Origin of the sequence: Streptomyces sp. DvalAA-43 (assembly GCF_900091725.1) — a bacterium.
In the GTDB taxonomy this organism is placed as follows: Bacteria; Actinomycetota; Actinomycetes; order Streptomycetales; family Streptomycetaceae; genus Streptomyces; species Streptomyces pulveraceus.
The window spans coordinates 474,590-495,076 of record NZ_FMBW01000044.1; the positions used below are offsets into that span (position 1 = coordinate 474,590).

Annotated in this window: 16 protein-coding genes; 5 read left to right on the plus strand and 11 right to left on the minus strand. The window is 72.5% G+C overall.

Translation table 11 applies throughout. The annotated features are described in order from the left end of the window. Positions 1-24: 24 nt before the first annotated feature. Complete coding sequence (locus GA0115234_RS18995) at positions 25-366, minus strand: ArsR/SmtB family transcription factor (protein ID WP_093543150.1); 342 nt, start codon at positions 364-366, stop codon at positions 25-27. A 176-nt stretch (positions 367-542) separates the two neighbouring features. After that, complete coding sequence (locus tag GA0115234_RS19000; protein ID WP_093543152.1) at positions 543-1,469, minus strand: NADP-dependent oxidoreductase; 927 nt, start codon at positions 1,467-1,469, stop codon at positions 543-545. A gap of 241 nt (positions 1,470-1,710) precedes the next feature. Here GA0115234_RS19000 and GA0115234_RS19005 point away from each other — a divergent pair, with 241 nt between their 5' ends. Continuing rightward, entirely contained in the window at positions 1,711-3,159 is a 1,449-nt protein-coding gene (locus GA0115234_RS19005; RefSeq protein ID WP_237541508.1) for an MFS transporter, read from the plus strand. Positions 3,160-3,460: 301 nt separating this feature from the next. Here GA0115234_RS19005 and GA0115234_RS19010 read toward each other — a convergent pair whose 3' ends face one another. Together GA0115234_RS19010 and GA0115234_RS19015 are read right to left on the minus strand one after the other, a co-directional pair. Further along, complete coding sequence (locus GA0115234_RS19010; protein WP_093543156.1) at positions 3,461-5,899, minus strand: polysaccharide lyase 8 family protein; 2,439 nt, start codon at positions 5,897-5,899, stop codon at positions 3,461-3,463. Positions 5,900-6,138: 239 nt separating this feature from the next. After that, the gene (locus GA0115234_RS19015; RefSeq protein ID WP_256088748.1) at positions 6,139-8,565 is read right to left on the minus strand and encodes a SpoIIE family protein phosphatase; all 2,427 of its coding nucleotides are present in this window, start codon (positions 8,563-8,565) and stop codon (positions 6,139-6,141) included. Positions 8,566-8,746: 181 nt separating this feature from the next. On the opposite strand from GA0115234_RS19015, the gene GA0115234_RS19020 reads away from it, so the two are divergent. Next, the gene (locus GA0115234_RS19020; protein WP_093543160.1) at positions 8,747-9,652 is read left to right on the plus strand and encodes a metallophosphoesterase family protein; all 906 of its coding nucleotides are present in this window, start codon (positions 8,747-8,749) and stop codon (positions 9,650-9,652) included. Here the strand turns inward: GA0115234_RS19020 and GA0115234_RS19025 are convergent. The 5 genes from GA0115234_RS19025 to GA0115234_RS19045 form a co-directional block, all read right to left on the minus strand. Continuing rightward, positions 9,630-9,995 (minus strand): VOC family protein, encoded by a 366-nt coding sequence (locus GA0115234_RS19025; protein ID WP_093543162.1) that lies wholly within the window; start codon positions 9,993-9,995, stop codon positions 9,630-9,632. The two genes, GA0115234_RS19020 and GA0115234_RS19025, sit on opposite strands and share 23 nt — an antisense overlap. 60 nt (positions 9,996-10,055) lie before the next feature. Further along, a complete protein-coding gene (locus tag GA0115234_RS19030) occupies positions 10,056-10,958 on the minus strand; it encodes a glycosyltransferase family 2 protein (protein WP_093543164.1) in 903 nt (300 codons plus the stop codon). Positions 10,959-11,161: 203 nt separating this feature from the next. Further along, entirely contained in the window at positions 11,162-12,070 is a 909-nt protein-coding gene (locus tag GA0115234_RS19035) for a PhzF family phenazine biosynthesis protein (protein ID WP_093543166.1), read from the minus strand. Positions 12,071-12,153: 83 nt separating this feature from the next. Beyond that, a complete protein-coding gene (locus GA0115234_RS19040; RefSeq protein ID WP_093543167.1) occupies positions 12,154-12,621 on the minus strand; it encodes a lamin tail domain-containing protein in 468 nt (155 codons plus the stop codon). 149 nt (positions 12,622-12,770) lie between these two features. Next, complete coding sequence (locus tag GA0115234_RS19045; protein WP_093543169.1) at positions 12,771-13,559, minus strand: SDR family oxidoreductase; 789 nt, start codon at positions 13,557-13,559, stop codon at positions 12,771-12,773. 262 nt (positions 13,560-13,821) lie between these two features. On the opposite strand from GA0115234_RS19045, the gene GA0115234_RS19050 reads away from it, so the two are divergent. Further along, positions 13,822-15,450 carry an alkaline phosphatase D family protein gene (locus GA0115234_RS19050; protein WP_093543171.1) on the plus strand — a complete coding sequence of 543 codons (1,629 nt, stop codon included), beginning with the start codon at positions 13,822-13,824 and terminating at the stop codon, positions 15,448-15,450. A gap of 26 nt (positions 15,451-15,476) precedes the next feature. On the opposite strand, the gene GA0115234_RS19055 is transcribed toward GA0115234_RS19050, so the two are convergent. Continuing rightward, the gene (locus GA0115234_RS19055) at positions 15,477-16,481 is read right to left on the minus strand and encodes a Gfo/Idh/MocA family protein (RefSeq protein ID WP_093543173.1); all 1,005 of its coding nucleotides are present in this window, start codon (positions 16,479-16,481) and stop codon (positions 15,477-15,479) included. Between the two features lie 88 nt (positions 16,482-16,569). On the opposite strand from GA0115234_RS19055, the gene GA0115234_RS19060 reads away from it, so the two are divergent. Next, positions 16,570-17,892, plus strand: coding sequence for a multidrug effflux MFS transporter (locus tag GA0115234_RS19060; RefSeq protein ID WP_093543175.1), 1,323 nt, complete (start codon positions 16,570-16,572; stop codon positions 17,890-17,892). A 136-nt stretch (positions 17,893-18,028) separates the two neighbouring features. Here GA0115234_RS19060 and GA0115234_RS19065 read toward each other — a convergent pair whose 3' ends face one another. Continuing rightward, the gene (locus GA0115234_RS19065; RefSeq protein WP_093543176.1) at positions 18,029-19,336 is read right to left on the minus strand and encodes a hypothetical protein; all 1,308 of its coding nucleotides are present in this window, start codon (positions 19,334-19,336) and stop codon (positions 18,029-18,031) included. Positions 19,337-19,477: 141 nt separating this feature from the next. Here GA0115234_RS19065 and GA0115234_RS19070 point away from each other — a divergent pair, with 141 nt between their 5' ends. Beyond that, positions 19,478-20,473, plus strand: a complete 996-nt coding sequence (locus GA0115234_RS19070) for a small ribosomal subunit Rsm22 family protein (RefSeq protein WP_093543178.1) — start codon at positions 19,478-19,480, stop codon at positions 20,471-20,473. Positions 20,474-20,487: the final 14 nt, after the last annotated feature.

The window sequence follows — 20,487 nt, forward strand, 5'->3', positions numbered from 1 at the left end:
CCCATGACCGGGCGAGCACGGTACTCACGCCGTCGCGACCTCGGCTTCCCGCAGTTCGGCCAGGAGCTGGTTCCGTCCGGCCAGCATCTCGGTCAGGATCCGGCGCGCGGCCCGCATCAGCTCCGCCACGTCCCCGCCGGACAGCTCGTACAGCACGGTCGAGCCCTCCCTGACCGAGGTCACGATGCCGGAGCGGCGCAGCACGGCCAGTTGCTGGGAGAGCGTCGACGGCTCCACCTCGATCGCGGCCAGCAGATCCCGTACCGGCATCGGGCCGTCCTGCAACAGCTCCAGCACGCGTATGCGGACCGGGTGTCCGAGCATCCGGAAGAACTCGGCCTTGGCCTGGTACAGCGGAACCGGCACGGTCCTCGGACTCCCTTCACCACCCCGGTTCCCGGGGCGCCCTGGTGGTCGCGCCCACGGCTACCTGTGGGCGCGACCACCCACAGCATGTAGTGAATTGCAGAATTTCGCAATTAGTGGATTCATGGAGAGGTCCGCTGTGTGCTGCCTGTTGTGCGGTGCGTGACGTACCGGTGTCAGTCCGGCACGATGATCAGCTTGCCGCGCACGTGGCCGCCCGCGCTCTCCCGGTGGGCGTCGGCCGCCCGGGACAGGGGGTACGTCCGGGCCACGGACAGGGTGAGTCCGCCGCTCACTACCAGTGCGGCCGCCCGCTCAAGGCGCTCGCGGATCGCGTCGGGGCCCGCGAAGGAGAAGCGCGCTCCGTGTTCCGCCGCCCGGTGATCGGCGATGGTGACCACGCGCTCCGGTCCGCCGGTCAGCTCGACGAGCGCGGGCAGCGAGCCCTTCCCGGCGGCGTCGAACGCCGCGTCCACACCCTGCGCGGCGATGGCGCGAACCCGCTCGGCCAGCCCCTCGCCGTACGTCACGGGCTCGGCGCCGAGCGAGCGCAGATAGGCGTGGTTGTGCTCGCCGGCGGTACCGATCACGGTCGCGCCGAGATGCCTGGCGATCTGTACGGCCACCGAACCGACGCCACCGGCCGCCCCGTCCACGACCACGGTCTCCCCGGCCTTCACCCCGAGGTCCGCGAGGACCTGGTACGCCGTGTTGACGGCCACCGGCAGCCCGGCCGCGACCTCCCAGGGCACGCCCTCGGGCTTCCGCGCGAGCTGGGCCGCGGGCGCCAGTGCGAACGCGGCGTAGCCGCCGGAACCGATCGAACCGAAGACCTCGTCGCCCGCGGCGAAGTCGGTCACGTCCGGACCGGTCTCCGCGACGACACCGGCCACGTCACCGCCGGGCACCGAGGGGAACTCCACCGGCATCATCGCCGCGACGGCCCCGCTGCGCAGCTGCCAGTCCAGCGGATTCACCCCGGCGGCGCGGACCTCCACCAGCACCTGCCCGGGACCCGGGCGGGGCATCTCGCGGTCCACCACGCGTAAGACCTCGGGGCCTCCGTACTCCGAGAACTCCACGGCGCGATACGTCTCTGTCATGACTGCCCTTTTCCGTACGGGTTGCATCTGATTGCCGGAGTATCTGACGTTCTGTCAACTCCTGTGGCCAGGCTATCGAACGGAGGGTCGGCGGGTCATTCGACTTCGGCCGGATTCCTTCGCCCGTCCCGTGCCGCCGGGCGCCGCCGGGTGCTGCCGAGTGCTGGCCATTGATACCCCTAGGGGGTATATTCGCGATCCATAGATACCCCCCTCCCGTATAGGAGCGCCTGCTATGGCCATGTCGGCTCCACCCGCCGCGTCAACCGATTCGCGGAGATGGTCCGCGCTCGCGCTGATCGCTCTGGCCCAGTTCATCGTCATCATGGACACGTCGATCATTGGTGTGGCCCTGCCCGAGATGCAGACCGACCTGGGCTTCTCCCAGGAGAACCTGTCGTGGGTGTTCAACGCCTATGTCGTCGCCTTCGGCGGGCTGTTGCTGCTCGGCGGACGGCTGTCGGACCTGCTCGGCGCCAGGCGCCTGTTCAGCGCCGGATGGGTCGTCCTCGCCGCGGGCTCGCTGACCGCGGGCCTCGCGGGTGAGGTCTGGGTCGAGCTGACCGGGCGGGCCCTGCAGGGCGTGGGCGCCGCGCTGATCGCCCCGTCCGCCCTCACCCTGCTGATGACGCTCTTCGGCTCGCGGCCCCAGGAGCTGGGGAAGGCCTTCGCGCTGTACGGCGCGGCTGCCCCGGCCGGTGGCACCGCCGGAGTCTTCCTCGGCGGGGTCATCACCCAGTACGCCAGCTGGCCCTGGGTGTTCTACATCAACATCCCCGTCGCCCTGATCGTCCTGGCCCTCACGCCCGCCGTCATGCCTTCGGGCGCCGGACGGCGCGGCTCGATCGACCTGGCCGGCGCGGTCACCGTCACGGCGGGGCTGGCCGCCGCCGTCTACGCCGTGGTCCGTGCCCCCGAGACCGGCTGGGGCTCCGCCGAGACCTGGCTGGTTCTGCTGGCGGGCGCGGCGCTGATCGGCGCGTTCGTCGCGATCCAGTCCCGGCGGCGCGAACCGCTGATGCGGCTGGGTATCTGGCGGGCGCCCAACCTGGCCGGTGCCAACATCGCCCAGCTCCTCATGGCCGCCGCGTGGATACCCATGTGGTTCTTCCTCAACCTCTACCTGCAACAGGTCCTGGGACTGGGCGCCTTCGCCTCCGGCTCCGCGCTGCTGCCCATGACCGTCGCCATCATGATCATGATGATCGTGCTGGCGCCGCGCCTGATCTCCCGGTTCGGCCCCAAGCCGCTCATCGTCATCGGGCTGTTCGCGCTCGGCGCGGGCATGTTCTGGCTCTCGCTCGCCCGCCCGGACGGGAACTTCCTCGTCGACGTCCTGCCCGCTTCGCTGCTCTCGGCGGTGGGCATGTCGCTGGCGTTCATCCCGTCGCTCGGCACCGCGCTCTCCAGCGCCCGTCCGGAGGAGGGCGGCCTCGCCTCCGGGATCGTCAACACCAGCTACCAGGTCGGCTCCGCCCTCGGCCTCGCCGCCATGACCGCGATCGCCGCCGCGCAGGGCGCCCGTGAGCCCGGGGACCCGGTGGCCCTCACCAACGGCTTCTCCGCCGCCTTCCTCGGAGCCGCGGCCCTCGCCGTGGCCGGTGGCCTCGCCGCCCTGCTGACCCTGCGCACCGCACCCGCAGCCGAGGGCGCGGACGGCGGGGACGCGTCGGAAGGGGCCACGGCCTGAAAGGGGGCGGCGGTTCGCCGATGACCGGGGCCGGTCGGCGCCCGCCGCCTAGGGCGGGCGTCCGCCCCGGCAGCGGACGCCGCCCGCCCGTCATCCGGCCGTCGGGCGGTGACCGGCAGAGCGGTGGTGAGCAGCCTGAGCGCTCCCTGCCGCTCGTGGGGGCGCGGGAGACCGACGAGCCTGCGCCGGGCCGGCCCTGGTCAGGACGGTAGAAGCTGCCGCTGCGGCAACCGCAACCCCGGCGTCCGGGATCTCCCGGCGACGCCCGGCCCGTACCCCGTGCTCCGTGCCCCGCCCTCGATCACCGCACCCGGACGCGCACCGTGTGCGTGGCGCCGCGGCTTCCGCTCAGGTCGCCGTAGGTCAGGGTCACCGACGAGCCGGTCCGGACGGCGCTCACCGTGTCCGCCTTGGACAGCACGGACTTGACGGGCCGCCGCCAGGTGAGGGTGAGGCCGGTGACGGTACGGGACGGGTCGGAGACGCAGATCGTGGCGGTGCCGTCGCGCTTCTCGTGGATCTGCACGCAGACCGGCGCACTCGCCGTGACCTTGCCCGCCGTGCCCGCCTCCCAGAAGTTGACGCCGGTGAATCCGAGGGAGGGGACGCGGATTCCGGTGCGCCGGGCGTCATTGGCGAGGATCTGGAGCCAGCCGGTGTCCGCCGCACGGGCGGCGGTGCGTGCGCTGCTCGCGCCCGGCAGCAGGATGTACGCGTAACCGCTGTCCGCCGGGTCGGTGCCGTGATCCTGCCAGAGGGTGACGTAGCGGCGGGTGTTGGGCGCGGTGGTGCCGTCGTCGTTGATGTCCTTCCAGGCCCCGGTGCGCTCCTCGCGCAGCGCGTGCAGTTCGGTGCCGCCGGGGAAGACGTATCCGGCGTGCCGGTCGAGATGGGCCCAGGTGGTGGTGCGGGTGGTGGTCCAGCCCTGGGTGGTGGGCTGGGCCCGGCCGTCGAGCAGCAGCCGCGGTGTGCCGCTCGCGCCGAGGCAGCGGTTGTCGACGACCGTCTCGACACCGGCGCCGTCGGCGGAGGTGATGCCGGAGCCGAGGCAGACCACGCAGTCGTCCAGCCAGAACCACGACTTGCGGGCGTGCATCGTGCTCGCCAGGCCCTGGAGGTGCTGGCCGCTGGTGCCGAACTCGCCGTCCCCGGTGCCGCCGACCCACTTCGTGCCCGGCTTCGGGTTGGCCCAGGCGCCGCCCTGCCCGTCGGTGAGCTTCTTCCGGGAGACGGTGGTGCCGGGCAGCCGGTACGGGTCGACGGTCGGCCAGTACGCGTCCGAGTACTGCTCCAGACCCGCGCCGTCGCCCCACCACTGGAGCCAGCCCGAGCCGGTGTGCCAGCCGCGCTTGTTCTCCCCGTTGCCGAACTCGTAGTGGGCGATCCGGGCCGAGGCCATGGAGAGACCGGCGCCCCAGCCGCGGCGGCGGTGGGTGACCCGGTCCATGTTGTGGAAGACGTGGTGCGCGGACGGCTCCGGGGACGCGGTGACGGCCGTGTCGTCCAGCAGGGTCTGCAACCGGGCGGTGTTGACCAGGCTCAGGGAGCCGGACTTCAGCGCCGGGGCGTGGTAGTCGCGCTTCAGCCAGCCCTTGACCATGGCGCGCCAGCGGGCGTTCTCCTCGGGTCCGGCGCCCATGCCGAGCAGCACGATGGAAGCCATGACGCCGTGGGCGCGGGTGTGGTCGCTGGACCCGACGCGGGTGATGCCCCGGCCCGAGACGTTGTCCATCATCAGGCCGTCGTAGATGAACGGGGCGATGGCCGCGTCGATGGTGTCGAGGAACTGACGGCTGCCCGGATCGGTGATCTCCCAGGTCGAGCCGCGCAGCAGGGCGAAGAGCCGGCCGAGCCCGTCGTTGAGGACCGCGCCGTAGCCGCCGATGTACGGGATGGAGGTGTGCTGGACGAAGGAGCCGTCCGGATAGAAGCCGTCGCCCGTCGTGACGTACGGGAAGACCGGCGAGAGCGCGGCGACCGCCAGGGCGATCTTGGCGGCATCGGCGCCGACGATGCCGCGCAGGATGATGCCGCGGCACAGGTCGACCCGGTTGGCGCCGGTGCTGGTGCCGGTGTACGAACCGACGGCGGAGTCGGGCAGGAACGTGTCGACCGCCTTGCAGTAGGCGGCCCGCTGGGCGTCCGTCAGATCGTCGTGGAGCAGTACGCAGGTGTCCATGAGGGCCTGGGGCGCACCGATCTGCCAGTTCCACCAGTTCCCGTAGCGCGTGGTCGTCTCGTTGAAGACATCGGCGTGGAGGTGGTCGAGGCCGGTGATGACCGCGTCCCGCAGGCCGGTGTCGCCGGTGACCCCGGTGCCGGGCTGGGAGTACGCCTCCGCCATGGTGCGCAGCCGGTTGTAGCCGGTGTTCATGTTGGCGGAGAAGCCGAACGACTCCGTGTCGGTGTCCGGATCGGGGTCCAGGTAGACCAGGTCCGGCCAGAGGGAGCCGCGCGCGGGGGCCATCGTGGCGTGGTAACCGGTTGCCTGGGTACCGAGATCGGCGAGCTTGGACTTGAAGGGCTCGGCGGTCGGGCTGAAACCGGTTCCCAGATACAGATCGCGCCACTTCGCACGCAGAGCGGCGAATTCGTCGGCGGCGTCGGCGGCAGCGGCGGCGTTCGGGAGGGCCGAGGGGGAGGCGGAGTCGGATGCGGACGCGGCGGCCGGCAGGCCGAGGGCGAGCGCCGCACCGCCGCCCGTGGCCAGCAGGGCACGACGGGACCAGGCAGTTGTCATCGAAGCTCCGGAGGAAGAGTGAGCCCATGCGGGAATGCCAGAGTGGTAAGCGTTTTCTAGCATGGGGGCGCTGGGGGACTCAAGGGGTCGCCCGAGCCCTGGCCCATCCTTCCGGCGGGGGAGTACGACGTGCTGGACGAGGCTGCGCGGGGGGACCGCCCCGGCTGGTCGGCCGGTGCCGGAACGAGTCCGTCCGCGACCAGGCCGGCGAGTACGGCGTCACCGAGGGCCCGGACGGATCAGCCGCTCTGGCCGTGCGGGGCGTCGGGGAGCGGCTGCTCGGCCCAGATCGTCTTGCCGCGCCGGGTGTAGCGGCTGCCCCAGCGGCTGGTGAGCTGGGCGACCAGATACAGACCGCGCCCGCCTTCGTCGGTGAGCAGGGCCCGGCGCATGCGGGGCTGGGTGGCGCTGGGGTCGGAGACCTCGCAGGTCAGTTGTCCGGCGCGGATCAGCCGTACCTCGACCGGGCCGCCGGCATGGCGGATGGCGTTGGTGACCAGTTCGCTCAGCACCAGTTCGGTGGTGAAGACGAGCTCCTCCAGCCCCCACTCGCGCAGTTGCCGGGCCGCTTCCTGCCGGACCCGGGCGACGGCGACCGGGTCGGCGTCCACCGGCCAGGCCGCGGTGTTCCCGGGCGGCACCGCATGGGTGCGGGCCAGCAACAGCGTGACGTCGTCCGCGAGTTGGTGCGGGGGATGGGTGGAGATGATCTCCTGGCCGAGCTCCCGCAGCGGTGCGCTGGCGGCGCCGGGCCGGGACAGCCGGCGGCGCAGCTCGGCCATGCCCTCGTCGAGGTCGCTGTCGCGTCCCTCGATCAGCCCGTCGGTGTAGAGCACGAGGAGGCTGCCGGGCGTCAGTCGGACCTCGGCCACCTCGAAGGGCAGGCCGTTGACGCCCAGCGGCGGGCCGGGGTTCAGGGGCACGTACGAGACGGTCCCGTCCGGATCCACGACGGCGGGCGGCGGGTGTCCGGCGGAGACCATCGCGCAGCTCCGGGAGACCGGGTCGTAGACCGCGTACAGACAGGTGGCGCCGACCGGGTCGGCCCGGTGGCCGCCGTCCGCCCCGTCCCCGTCCGCCCCGTCCGACCGGGTGAGGCGGCTGGGCCGAACGGGTCCGCCGGGTCCGGTGGGTCCGCCCGGCTCCCCGGGCTCGTTGGGCTCGTCGCGGAGCTGGGAGACCAGGTCGTCGAGATGGACCATCAGCTCGTCCGGCTCCAGGTCGAGATCGGCGAGGGTGCGGACGGCGGTACGGAGCCGCCCCATGGTGGCGGTGGCCGCCAGACCGTGGCCCACCACGTCCCCGGCGACCAGGGCGACCCGGGCGGAGGACAGCGGGATCACGTCGAACCAGTCGCCGCCGACGCCGGTGGCGGTGTCGGCCGGCAGATAGAAGCCGGAGGTGGTCACGGCGGCGGTCTCGGCCTGCGCGGGCGGCAGCAGACTGCGTTGCAGGCCGACGGCGGCCCGGTGCTCCCGGGTGTAGCGGCGGGCGTTGTCCAGGGCGAGCGCCGCGCGGGCGGCGATCTCGCACAGGAGGTCCAGGTCGGCCGGTGTGTAGTCGGACCGGTCGGGGCCGCGCCGGACGGTCACCCGGCCGAGGAAGATGCCCCGGGCCCGCAGCGGGGCGGTCATCGACGCCGGGGCGTGCCCGACGGCCGGGGCGCAGCCGGCATCGGCCGGGACCACGGAGCCGGTCGGCACCTCCGCCGCCCGCTCCCCGGCCGCCGCGGTCCGGAGCAGCGGCAGCAGCCCGTCCTCGCCGGGGGCCGGCTCCTCGCCCCTGAACACCGCCTCCGCGATCTCCACCACGGCGAGGTCGGCCAGCCGGGGCACCAGCACGGCGGCCAGTTCCTCGCCGGTCCCGGCGACCGACAGCGAGCCGCCTACGGCCGCGGTGGCGTGGTGCAGGATCGCCAGGCGCTCGTCGGAGCGGCGCTGCTCGGTGACGTCCGTGAACAGCGCGGTGACGCCGAAGACCTGCCCGTCCGGCGACTGGAGCCGGAACGCCGAGACGGCCATCACCACCCCGTCGCCGGGATCCTCGATGGTCCGTACCGTCTCCTCCGACAGGATCAGCGGCCGGCCGGTCCGCAGCACCTCGCGCAGCCGTCGTTCGACCGCCGCGGCGCCCTCGGGCTGGAGGAAGTCCCCCAGGCTCCGGTGGCGCAGGTCGGGCAGGAGCCCGGTGTACGGCAGCAGATGGGTGTTGGTCCTGACCAGCCGCAGATCCGCGTCGAACACGGCGAGCCCCAGCCGGTCCTGCAGGAAGAGTTCCCGGGTGAACGCCTGGTCCTGCCGCCAGCGGTCGACCGTCCCGGCCGGGGCCCAGAGCACGAAGTACCGGCCCGCGCCGTCGGCGGCCGCCAGCGGCAGCACATGGAAGACGACGCCCATGTCCTCGCCCCGGCCGGTGCGCACCACGGCCTCGCCGGACCAGGCGGCCTCCGGGTGTCCGGCCGGTGGTTCGCCACCGACGGCCGGGGCCGCGAGCAGCTCCAGGGCGGGACGGCCGCAGACCTGCTCGGCCGGGAGCGTGAACAGCTCCGCCGCCGCGGCCGTCCAGCCGATGATCACTCCGTCCGCGTCGAGCAGGGCCCCGGCCGCGCTGTCCGCGAACGGGAGCCCGCTGTGTCCGGGAACGCCCGGGAGGGTCTTGCCGTCCACCTGGTCCTCAGCTCCCTTTCCCGGCCCTGCCGGCGGCCCCGCGCCGCGCCCGCGGACGTCTCCATCATGCCTCCGCTCACCCCGGCCGCCAGTTCCGACGGCCGGGATCTCGCCGCGCACCGACCGGACGGGCCCTCGGTGGGGCAGTATTTCGTTCAGGCACCCGGCGGGAAGGTTCTTCATGTCCGATCGCACCGATGGAAGCCGCGGCTCGCTGCTGGCGGTGAGCGACCTCCATGTGGGTATGGCGGACAACCGCCCCATCCTGGAGTCCCTGCGGCCCGGTTCGGACGAGGACTGGCTGATCGTCGCCGGTGACGTCGCGGAGCGGATGGCGGACGTGGAATGGGCGTTGCGGCTGCTCGCGGACCGGTTCGCGAGGGTGATCTGGACCCCCGGGAACCACGAGCTGTGGACGCCCGAGCGCGATCCGGTCCGGCTGCGGGGCCAGGAGCGGTACGCGCACCTGGTCGAGCTGTGCCGGAGCCTCGGGGTGGCCACCCCCGAGGACCCGTACGCGTTGTGGCCCGGCCCCGACGGGCCGGTGGCCGTCGCGCCCGTGTTCGTGCTGTACGACTACAGCTTCCGGGCGCCGGGCACGACGACCAAGGAGGAGTCCCTGGCGTACGCGCGCCGCACCGGGGTGGTGTGCACCGACGAGTACCTGCTGCACCCCGACCCGTACCCGAGCCGCGACGACTGGTGCCGGGCCCGGGTGGCGGAGACCGAACGGCGCCTGGCGGCACACGACCCGGAGATCCCGCTGGTCGTCGCCGGCCACTGGCCCCTGGTGCGTGAGCCGATGGACGTCCTGTGGTACCCCGAGTTCGCCCAGTGGTGCGGCACGGAGCTCACCGCGGACTGGCACCGGCGCTTCAACGTGGCGGCGATGGTCTACGGGCATCTGCACATTCCCCGGACGACCTGGTACGACGGAGTGCGGTTCGAGGAGGTCTCCATCGGCTACCCGCGGGAATGGCGCAAGCGGGGCCACCCCAGGGGGCTGCTGCGGCAGATCCTCCCGTACGACGGCGAGGGCGGGGGTGCCATCGGTCCGGGGTCCGTCAGCGATGGCCCAGCACGTTGACGACCCGGCCGTTGGGGTCGCGGACGAAGAAGCGGCGTACGCCCCATTCCTCGTCGCGCAGCGGGTACACGATCTCCGCGCCGCCCGCCCGCATCGCCGCGTGGGCCGCGTCCACGTCCGCCACCTCGATGCTCAGGTCCGGGGTGACCGGGGCGGTGGCGTCGGCCCCCATGATGCTGAGCTGGACGGCGGGGTCGGACGCGGAGGCGAGCGTCATGATCCAGCCGTGGTTCATGACCTCCTGGAGGCCCAGCAGACCGTAGAACTCCGCGCTCCGCTCCATCCCTTCGGCGGCGGGGCCGTCGGCGGTCCGGATGTTGGGGACGATTCTGCTGACGGACATCGGAAACTCCTGTCGCGGGACTGACTTCGTGCCGCCCGCCACCGGCGGACCCGACGCGGATCAGATGACCGGCGGCCGTCCCAGTTTCGTCATCTGCCACACCGTGCGCCACCGCATCGGCTGCCTTCGCCCGCACGGGGTACGGACGCCCTCGGCGAAGCCGCCGGCCCAGGCGCGCAGACCCGTCGCCGACCGGGTGCGGGCCACGGTGAGGAGGGTCCAGATGCCCAGATAGGCCGGGACCAGGGGGAGGGGGAGGTTCCGGCGGGCCAGCCAGACCCGGTTGCGGGCCGTCATCCGGTAGTAGACGGAGTGCCGGGCCGGGGAGGTCTTGGGGTGCTGGAGCAGCAGATCGGGCTCGTAGAGGATCTTCCAGCCCGCGTCGAGCGCCCGCCAGGACAGGTCCGTCTCCTCGTGGGTGAAGAAGAACTCCGCGGGCCAGTGCCCCGTCTGGGCGAGCATCTCCATCGAGAAGGCGTGGCCGCCGCCGAGGAACGCGGTGACCGGTCCGCGCCGCATCGGGTCGGTGGCGCGCAGGCGCGGCACGTGACGGCGCTGGGTCTCGCCGTGTTCGTCGGCGATCCGGAAGCCGACGATGCCGAGCCGGGGATCGGCGGCGAACAGCTCCCGTACCTTGCGGAACACCCCGTCGTCGACCAGGAGCCCGTCGTCGTCGAGTTCGATGACGACGTCCACGTCGCCGAACTCCGCCAGCTTGGCCAGGGCGACGTTGCGGCCCCCGGGGCAGCCCAGGTTCTCCGGCAGCTCGATCGTCGTCACACCGCCGGGCAGATCGGACAGGCCGGGAAACGCGCCGAAGTCCGGGAGGGGCGATCCATTGCCCACGACGACGAGGCGGGCCGGACGGACATCCTGCCCGGCCACCGAGGCCAGCAGGGCCTCGACCTGCTGCGGGCGATCGCCCATGGTGACGATGGATACGGCGATGCGCGGTTGGGACACGGTCGGCACTCCTGGTCTCGCTGCGGTGCCCGTGATCGTAGTCGCAAGGGATGGTCGCCCGTTATTCAGCCACCCGTTGCCGCCCCGCCATGCCCCGTGATCCTTGGCCGGGACGGGGCGCGCGGGCGCGCCGCGGCGCCGCGCGCGTCCCGGCCGGGAACGGCTGGTCCGCGATGCTCAGCCTGCCGGCCGCACCCGGCCCGTCAGCCCTCGATGCGGGTGCCCGTCCCGCTCACCCGGACCCGGTCGTCGCCCGCCCGCAGCTCGACCGTGAGCGTGCCGGGGCGGCCCATGTCCTCGCCCTGGTGGAGGGTGAGGACCGCGGCGTCGGGAACGAGGCCCTCGGCGCGCAGATAGGCGCCGAAGGCGGCCGCCGCCGCGCCGGTGGCGGGGTCCTCGACGACACCGCCGACCGGGAACGGGTCGCGGACGTGGAAGACCGTCGGCGCCGCCCGCCAGACCAGTTGCAGGGTCGTCAGGTCCAGCCGGTGCATCAGCGCTTCGAGGCGAGTGAAGTCGTAGTCGAGGTCGGCGAGCCGCTCACGCGTCGCGGCGGCCAGCACCAGATGGCGGGCGCCCGCGAAGGCGATCCGGGGCGGCAGGGCCGGGTCGAGACCGGCGGCGGGCCAGTCCAGGGCGGCGAGCGCCTCCGCCAGGTCGCCGGGGGCGATGTCCAGGACGTGCGGTGCGACGCTGGTGAGCGTGGCACGGAGCTCGGTGCCCTCCCGGGCGACGGTGACCGGGACGGTGCCCGCGCGGGTGCGGAACACCAGGTCGCCGGGGCCGTCGCGCTCGGCGAGCGCGAGCGCCGTCGCGACCGTGGCGTGGCCGCAGAACGGGACTTCGGCCTTCGGGCTGAAGTAGCGGATGGTGTACGGGCGGGCGGCGGGTGCCCCCTCGCCGACCGGCTCGACCCGCGAGGTCTCGTTGCCCGGCTCGTCCCGCCCGGTCAGGAACGCCGACTCGCTGTAGCCCAGCTCCGCCGCGACGGCGAGCATGGCGGCGTCGTCGAGACCGGACGCGTCCAGCACGACACCGGCCGGATTGCCGCCCTCCGGATCGGCGGAGAACGCGGTGTAGCGCAGGACCTCGGCACCTGAATTCTGGCTCATGCCGCAGGTCAACCCGGCCGAGCCCCGGGACATTCCCGCCCCGGGGCTCGGCCGGGGCGGCGCCCCGGCCGCCGCCGTCCCGCTCAGTGGCAGTTCTTGGTGCCCTTGCTCGACTTCGTCCAGGAGCAGGAGTCCTGGAGCTTGCCGTTCGGCTTGATCAGCCGGGCCTTGTCGCCGGTGTTGTTCCAGACGTACGAACCGCGGTTCCAGTACACGTTGCTCGACGTGTTCTTGCCCCGGCCGGTGTGGACCTTGACGGTCTTGCCCGCGCCGATGGTGTAGCTGCCGAAGGTGTAGGTGTAACCGGTGTTGTCCTTGAGCTTGTAGCCCTTGAGCTGGAGCTTGGACTTGCCGTTGTTGTGGATGTCCACCCACTCGGCGTTGAGGGACGTGTTGCTGCGGGTGTCCTTGCCGGGGCTGTCGTACTGGATCTTGCCGAGGTGCAGCCCGCCCTGGTGCGCGGCGGCCGAGGCGGGGGCCACGACGAGCAGGGAGCCGGCCAGGGCGGTGGCGGCCGCCAGGGCGAGGGGGGCCGCGGTGCGTATGCGCATGCCGTGTTCCTTCTGTGGAGTTCCGGTGAAGGCCTGTCAGCATAAGGGCAGCGCACGGCACTCCGGGATGCGGGTGGGCGCCTTCCGCCCGGGATCCGGTGGTCCGGGTGGCGACCGCCCCCCGGCGGGCGGTCCGTCGGGCCGCCTCGTCAGCCGCGCCCCACGTACGGCATCGCCGTGGCCAGGACCGTCGCGAACTGCACGTTCGCCTCCAGCGGCAGCTCCGCCATGTGCAGCACCGTCCGGGCCACGTCCGCCGCCGCCATCACCGGCTCGACCGCGAGTGCGCCGTTGGCCTGGAGGACGCCGGTCCGCATCTGCTCCGTCATGTCCGTGGCCGCGTTGCCGATGTCGATCTGCCCGCAGGCGATCCGGTACGGACGCCCGTCCAGCGAGAGCGACTTCGTCAGCCCCGTCATGGCGTGCTTGGTCGTCGTGTAGGCGACCGAGTGGGGGCGCGGCGCGTGGGCGGAGACCGAGCCGTTGTTGATGATCCGGCCGCCCTGCGGGTCCTGCTCCTTCATCTGCCGGAACGCCGCCTGCGCGCACAGGAACGCGCCCGTCACGTTCACATCAACCACCGCGCGCCACTCCTGCACCGAGAGGTCCTCCACGGGGACGGAACGCGGGCCGAACGTACCGGCGTTGTTGAAGAGCAGATCGAGGCGGCCGAAGCACTCCCGTACCGAGGAGAAGAGCGCGGCCACGTCGTCGGGGCGTGACACATCGGCGGGGACGGTGATCACCCGGGCGTTCTCCCCGGCCAGCGCGGCGGTCTCGGCGAGCGGCTCCGGGCGCCGGCCCGCGAGCGCCACCGACCAGCCGGCGCCGGTCAGGGCGAGCGCCATCGCGCGGCCGATCCCGGAGCCCGCGCCCGTCACGACGGCCGTCCTCGCGCCGGAATCCAACCCATCGGAATTCAACACTTTGTTGCTCATGGGGCCGCAGCGTACGCCCTTCCTCCGGCGGTGCGAGTGAGGCCACATGGGGTCAAGGCGGCGTGTGGGGCGGCGCGTTCACCCTCCGGGCGGCCACCGGGGACGATCATGGCTCCCGTCGCGGATGCGTGCTTTGTCCCCGCGGACCCATTGCTGCCGCAATCCTCATCCACGCGACGCCCGAGCGACGCGAGCACGACAGCCGCTCGATGTGCTGAGCCGGTGAACTGCCCACGTACACCACCAGCCAGGGGAGGGTCAGATGACAGACTCATCGCACCAGCAGGAGATGCGCGAGGCCGCCAGGCAGGTCGGGCGCCGCCGCTTCCTCACCGTCACCGGAGCCGCCGCCGCGCTCGCCTTCTCGGTCAACCTGCCCGCCGCGGGCACCGCGAGCGCCGCCGAGCTGGACGTCAGGAAGATCGGCGACGACCCGTTCACCCTCGGCGTCGCCTCCGGCGACCCGCTGCCCGACTCGGTCCTGCTGTGGACGAGGCTCGCACCGCGCCCCTACGAGGCCGGCAGCGGACTGCCCCGGGCCCGGGTCCAGGTGCGCTGGGAACTCGCCCGCGACGAGCGCTTCACCCGCATCGTGCGGCGCGGATCGGCCACCGCCCACCCGGAGTTCGACCACAGCGTCCGCGTCGAGGTCAAGGGCCTCGACGCGGGCCGCGTCTTCTACTACCGCTTCCGCACCGGGACCTGGACCAGCCCCGTCGGCCGGACCCGCACCGCGCCCGCCCGCTTCGCCCGCACCAGCGAGCTGAGCCTGGCCGCCGTCTCCTGCCAGGCGTACCACGACGGTTACTTCACCGCGTACAAGCACCTTGCCGAGGAGGACGTCGACGTCGTCTTTCACCTCGGCGACTACCTGTACGAGTACGCCGTCGACGCGACCGGCGGAGCCCGTAAGTACACCGACCGCAGGCTCCCCGCCCACTACAACCGGGAGACGGTCACGCTGGAGGACTACCGGCTGCGGTACGCCCTCTACAAGTCCGACCCCGATCTGCGCGCCGCCCACGCCGCGCACCCCTTCGTCGTCACCTGGGACGACCACGAGACCGAGAACAACTACGCGGGCGACATCCCCGAGAACGACGTCCCGCCCGAGGAGTTCCTGCTGCGCCGCGCCGCCGCGTACCGCGCGTACTGGGAGAACCAGCCGCTGCGCGCCCCGCAGCGCCCCACCGGACCGGACATGAGGCTCTACCGGCGCCTGCAGTTCGGCCGGCTCGCCCAGTTCGACATCCTCGACACCCGCCAGTACCGCAGCGACCAGGCGTACGGCGACGGCTGGCAGACGCCCGGACCGGAGTCCCAGGACCCGGCGCGCACCATGACCGGCGCCACCCAGGAGCGCTGGCTGATCGACGGCTGGCGGGCCTCGAAGGCCACCTGGAACGTCGTGCCGCAGCAGGTCAACTTCGCCCAGCGGCGCGACGTACCCACCGACGCCTTCAAGCTGTCCATGGACGCCTGGGACGGCTACCCCGCCTCCCGGAGCCGCATCCTGAAGGGCGCCGAGTCCGCCGGGGTCGACAACCTGATGGTGCTCACCGGCGATGTGCACGTCGGCTACGGCTTCGACCTGAAGAAGGACTTCGACGACCCCGCCTCCCGCACCGTCGGCACGGAGATCGTCGCCACCTCCATCACCAGCGGCAAGGACGGTTCGGACAAGCCCGGCAGCTGGAACAACCAGATGAAGGCCAACCCGCACATGAAGTTCTTCAACGGCCGGCGCGGATACGCCGTCGTCACCCTGGGCCGGGAGCGGGCGCGCGCCGACTTCCGCACGGTGTCCGCCGTCACCACGCCCGGCGCGCCCCTCGCGACGGCCGGCTCCTTCGTCACCGAGGTCGGGAACCAGGGCCTCACCCCTGCGTGAGGCCCCTCCCGGACGGCCGGTCCCGGTCAGCCGAGGTCGTCGGCCGGGTAGCGGACGCCGATGCGGTCACGTACCGCGTCGAGCGTCCGCATCACGGCGAGCGAGCCGTCCAGCGGCACCAGCGGCGACTCCGTCTCGCCCGCCCGCAGCGCCCGCACCACCTCGGCCTGCTCGAACTGCAGGCCCCGCAGCCCCGCACCGGCCGCCCCCGCGGTGAACTCCTCGGGCTCGTGTCCCGCCCGGTGCAGCACGAACCGTTCCGGGTAGAAGAAGCCGCGCGGGAACTCGATCCGGCCCTTCGTGCCGGTGACCGCGGCGGTCTGCGGGGTGTCCGCGACGATCGAGCAGTTCAGCAGCGCCGAGGCGCCCGCCTCCGACCAGCCCAGCACCATCGCGGTGTGCAGATCGACACCCTCGGGGGAGAGCACCGCGTCGGCCTGCACCCGGTCCGGCTCACCCAGCAGCAGGTGCGCGAACGACACCGGATAGACCCCGAGGTCCAGCAGCGCGCCGCCGCCCAGCGCCCGGTCGCGCAGCCGGTGCCCGGGGCCGAAGGGGCCCGCCAGCCCGAAGTCGGCCTGTACGGAGCGGATCTCGCCGATCGCACCGTCCCGCACCAGCTCCGTCATGCGCCGGATCACCGGGTTGCAGTACGTCCACATCGCCTCCATCAGGAAGAGGCCCCGGTCCCGGGCGAGCTTCACCAGCTCGTCCGCCTCCCGGGCGTTGAGCGTGAACGCCTTCTCGCACAGCACGTGCTTCCCGGCCTCCAGACAGAGCGCGGCCGCCTCCCGGTGCGCCGAGTGCGGTGTGGCGACGTACACCACGTCGACCTCCTCGTCGGCGGCGAGCGCGGCCCAGCTGCCGTACGCCCGGGGTATCCCGAACCGCTGCGCGAACGCCTGCGCCGAGGCGTCTGTCCGAGAAGCGACGGCCACCACTTCCATGTCCGGCATCGACCGGAGATCCTCGGTGAACGCCGCGGCGATACCGCCGGTCGCCAGTACACCCCACCGCACAGTGCCACTCATGCCTGTCATGCCTGCTCCCCACAGAGGTCCCGACCAGTCCGGCTGAGCTGAGAGCATAGATGCGGATTCAACGACATGGAGATGACAAATGCCGGAGAGCGGCGCAAGCCCGGCCCAGCAGGAACGCCCAGACATACCGACCGCCGGGACCGGGGCCACCGAGCCCGGAGCCACCGGCACCCCCTCCGGGAAACCGGCCGCCGCCCAGGCGGCCAGGCGCACCGGACTCCTCGTCACCCTCGTCCTCGGCGGCCTCACCGCACTGCCGCCGCTCTCCATGGACATGTACCTCCCGGCCCTGCCCGCGGTCACCGAGTCCCTGCACGCCCCCGCCGCGACCATTCAGCTCACCCTCACCGCCTGCCTCACCGGCATGGCGCTCGGACAGGTCGTCGTCGGGCCGATGAGCGACCGGTGGGGCAGGCGCAGGCCGCTGCTCCTCGGCATGATCATCTACGTCGCCGCCACCGCGATCTGCGTCTTCGCCCCCACCGCCGGGCTCCTCATCGGCTTCCGCCTGCTCCAGGGCCTGGCCGGTGCGGCGGGCATCGTCATCGCCCGTGCGGTGGTGCGCGACATGTACGACGGCGTGGAGATGGCCAAGTTCTTCTCCACCCTGATGCTCATCTCCGGCGTCGCACCGATCGTCGCCCCGCTGATCGGCGGACAGGTGCTGCGCTTCACCGACTGGCGGGGCATCTTCGCCGTCCTCACCCTCGTGGGCCTGCTGCTCACCCTCGTCGTCTGGAAGTGGCTGCACGAGACGCTGCCGCCGCAGGACCGGCACACCGGCGGGGTCGGCGACGCGCTGCGTACCATGCGCGGACTGCTCGCCGACCGCGTCTTCACCGGCTACATGATCGCGGGCAGCCTCGCCTTCGCCACCCTCTTCTCCTACGTGAGCGCGTCGCCGTTCGTCATGCAGGAGATCTACGGCGCCTCGCCGCAGACGTTCAGCCTGCTCTTCGGCATCAACTCGGTCGGCCTGATCGTCGTGGGCCAGATCAACGGCAAGGTGCTGGTCGGCCGGATCAGCCTGGACAAGGCGCTCGCCTTCGGGCTCTCGGTCATCGTGCTGGCCGCGTCCGCGCTGCTGCTGATGACGTCCGGGGTCTTCGGGAAGGTCGGCCTGGTCCCGGTCGCGGCCGGGCTGTTCGTGCTGATGTCGGCGATGGGGCTGGCGATGCCGAACACGAACGCGCAGGCACTGATGCGTACGAAGCACGCCGCGGGGTCCGCCTCCGCGCTGCTCGGCACCTCCTCGTTCCTGATCGGCGCCATCGCCTCCCCGCTCGTCGGGATCGCGGGCGAGGACACGGCCGTCCCGATGGCCCTGGTCCAGCTGGTGTGCGCGGTGGGCGCGATGGCCTGCTTCCTCGGCCTGTGCCGGCCCTGGCAGCGGACTTCGTGACACGGGCGGCGGGACCGGGGGCCGTGGTTCAGCCCCAGGTCCCGCCGCTTACCGGGTCCGGCCGAACGAGCTTCCCCGACGCCCCGCCCCGGACCCCGCGACACCTCTCGGCGCTCTCCGCGATGCCCGCGCGCCGCTACGACGACCTCGGGTACCCGATCAGATGCGGCCGGTCCTTCTCGTCGGTCCAGCGGAACAGGCCGACCCCGTCCGACGTCTCCATGCCCGGGACCATCACGTTCGAGGGCAGGGCGCCCGTGGAGCCGCTCCGGACGGCGACCGCGACCGGGGCGCCGCCGCCGGCCAGCACATCCGCCGCGTTGCGTGCGCTCGCCGCGCCGTACGCGGTGCCCTCGTCGTTCACCGACGCCAGCGTCAGCGGCTTGGTGCCGTCCGCGCCCTCGAAGCAGAACCCCCGCTTCGTGGCCAGGTCGAACGCGAGCGGCCCGGCCACCAGGTAGGAGCCCGAGGGCGCTGAGACGAGCTGCGGGTACTGGCCCGGCTTTATCGCGGGCTTGCTGCACTCCACCGAAGCCAGCGGCTTGCCGGTCTCCGCGTCGTGCACCGCCCACATGTCGTGCGTGGTGGCACGCTTCGCGCCCTTCGCGAGCTGCCACTTCGCCAGGATCAGACCCGGGACCACCGACGTCGGGATGCCGCTGAACTTGTCCGTGCCCTTGGGGGCGACATCGCGGCTGAACCAGCCGCCCTGCACCCAGAACTCCTTGGACCCGCTGACCAGCAGACCCTTCTGCGTCAGCCCCCACACCTCGGTGAGCTGCTTGCAGGTCTTGCAGTCCTTCGGGTACTTGAGCGCGGGCGCCGTGACGTTCGTCACCCGGCCGGTCACCGGGTCGACCACCGCGCTGTTCGTCCGGCCGTCGCTGATGAGGATGCCGGGGCCGGTGGTGGAGACCGTCGGGACGGAGTTCCACGGCACCTCGACCCGTCGACGGGAGCCGTCCTCCACGTCGTAGACGTCCAGCGAGACGATGGTGTCGGCGGGGGTCAGCGCGTTCTCGCCGACCTTCCCGTACGCCCACGTCACGAAGTACTCGTGGTCGTCGACGGTGACCTGGAGGAGCCTCGGGAACTGGTGCGGCGACGGGGGCCGCCAGCTCTCGCCGTGCCAGCCGGCCCGGCCCGTCTTGGAGTCGATGGTCCGCAGCTGGTACTTGGTCTCCGACTCCCGCACCAGGTAGGCGAGGCGGCCTGTCGTCCGGGAGATGGCGTAGTCGGGCGAGGTCCCGATGAGCTCCCAGCCGCGCTCCGTGGCGTACGCGGAGGGAACGGTGAGCTGGGTCACCCCGGTCTCGCTCTTCCTGGCCTGCTTCTTCGGCTTGTCCGCGGCCTTCTCACCGCTGCCGCAGGTGGCGAGGAGAAGAAGCAGAGCAAGCACGAGCACTCCGCCGACCAGAACCAGGCGCACGATCTTCTGTCTCATGGTTCCCCTCGATGGGCAATCCCGACCTCGCGGCGGTCAGCGTAGCAACTGGCGCGGGCATCGCGGCAGTTCGGATTCCGTGCGGTTCGGCGCGGATACCGGGGCGGCGGCGACTCGGTCGGCTTTGCCTACAATTCGTCGGTGAACGCCACCCTCCCCACCGCGGAAGCCCTGCGCGCGACGCTGGCCGGACTGCTCGACGGGCTGCCGCCCAAGCAGGCCGCCCAGGCCGTCGACCGGCTCATCGCCAACTACCGCGGGACCACCCCGACCGACGCGCCGGTGCTCCGCGACCGCTCCGATGTCGCCGCGTACGCCGCGTACCGGATGCCCGCCACCTTCGAGGCGGTACGGTCCGCCCTCGCCGCGCTCCGGGAAGCCGCCCCCGACTGGGCGCCCGCCACCCACACCGACATCGGCGGCGGCACCGGAGCGGCGAGCTGGGCCGTGGCGGGGGCCTGGGAGGGGCCCCGGACGACCGTGCTGGACTGGGCCGAGCCCGCACTCGCCCTCGGCCGTGAGCTGGCCGGTCTCTCCGGCATTCCCGCCCTGACCGCCGCAGAGTGGCGCCGGGCCCGGATCGGCGCGGGTCTCGAACTCGCCCCCACCGACCTGATCACCGTCTCCTACGTGCTCAAGGAGCTGACGGCGGACGTCCGGGCAGCCCTCGTCGACACCGCCGCCGCGGCGGCCCAGGCGGTCGTGGTCGTCGAACCGGGCACCCCCGACGGCTACGCCCGGATCATCGAGGCCCGCGACCGGCTGATCGCCGCCGGGCTGAGCGTCGCCGCGCCCTGCCCGCACAGCGAGGCCTGCCCGATCGAGCCGGGCACGGACTGGTGCCACTTCTCGGCCCGGGTCAGCCGCTCCTCGCTGCACCGGCAGGTCAAGGGCGGCTCGCTGCCGTACGAGGACGAGAAGTTCAGCTATGTGGTGGCGACCCGCTTCTTGGCCCAGCCCGTCGGGGCGCGGGTCATCCGCAAGCCGCAGATCCGCAAGGGACAGGTGCTGCTGGACCTGTGCACCCGCGACGAGGCCCTGCGGCGGGCCACGGTCACCAAGCGGCACGGCGAGCTGTACCGGGCCGCCCGGGACGTCGCGTGGGGCGACGAGTGGCCGCCCGGCGGGAACGCCTGAGGGCCACCCGCCGG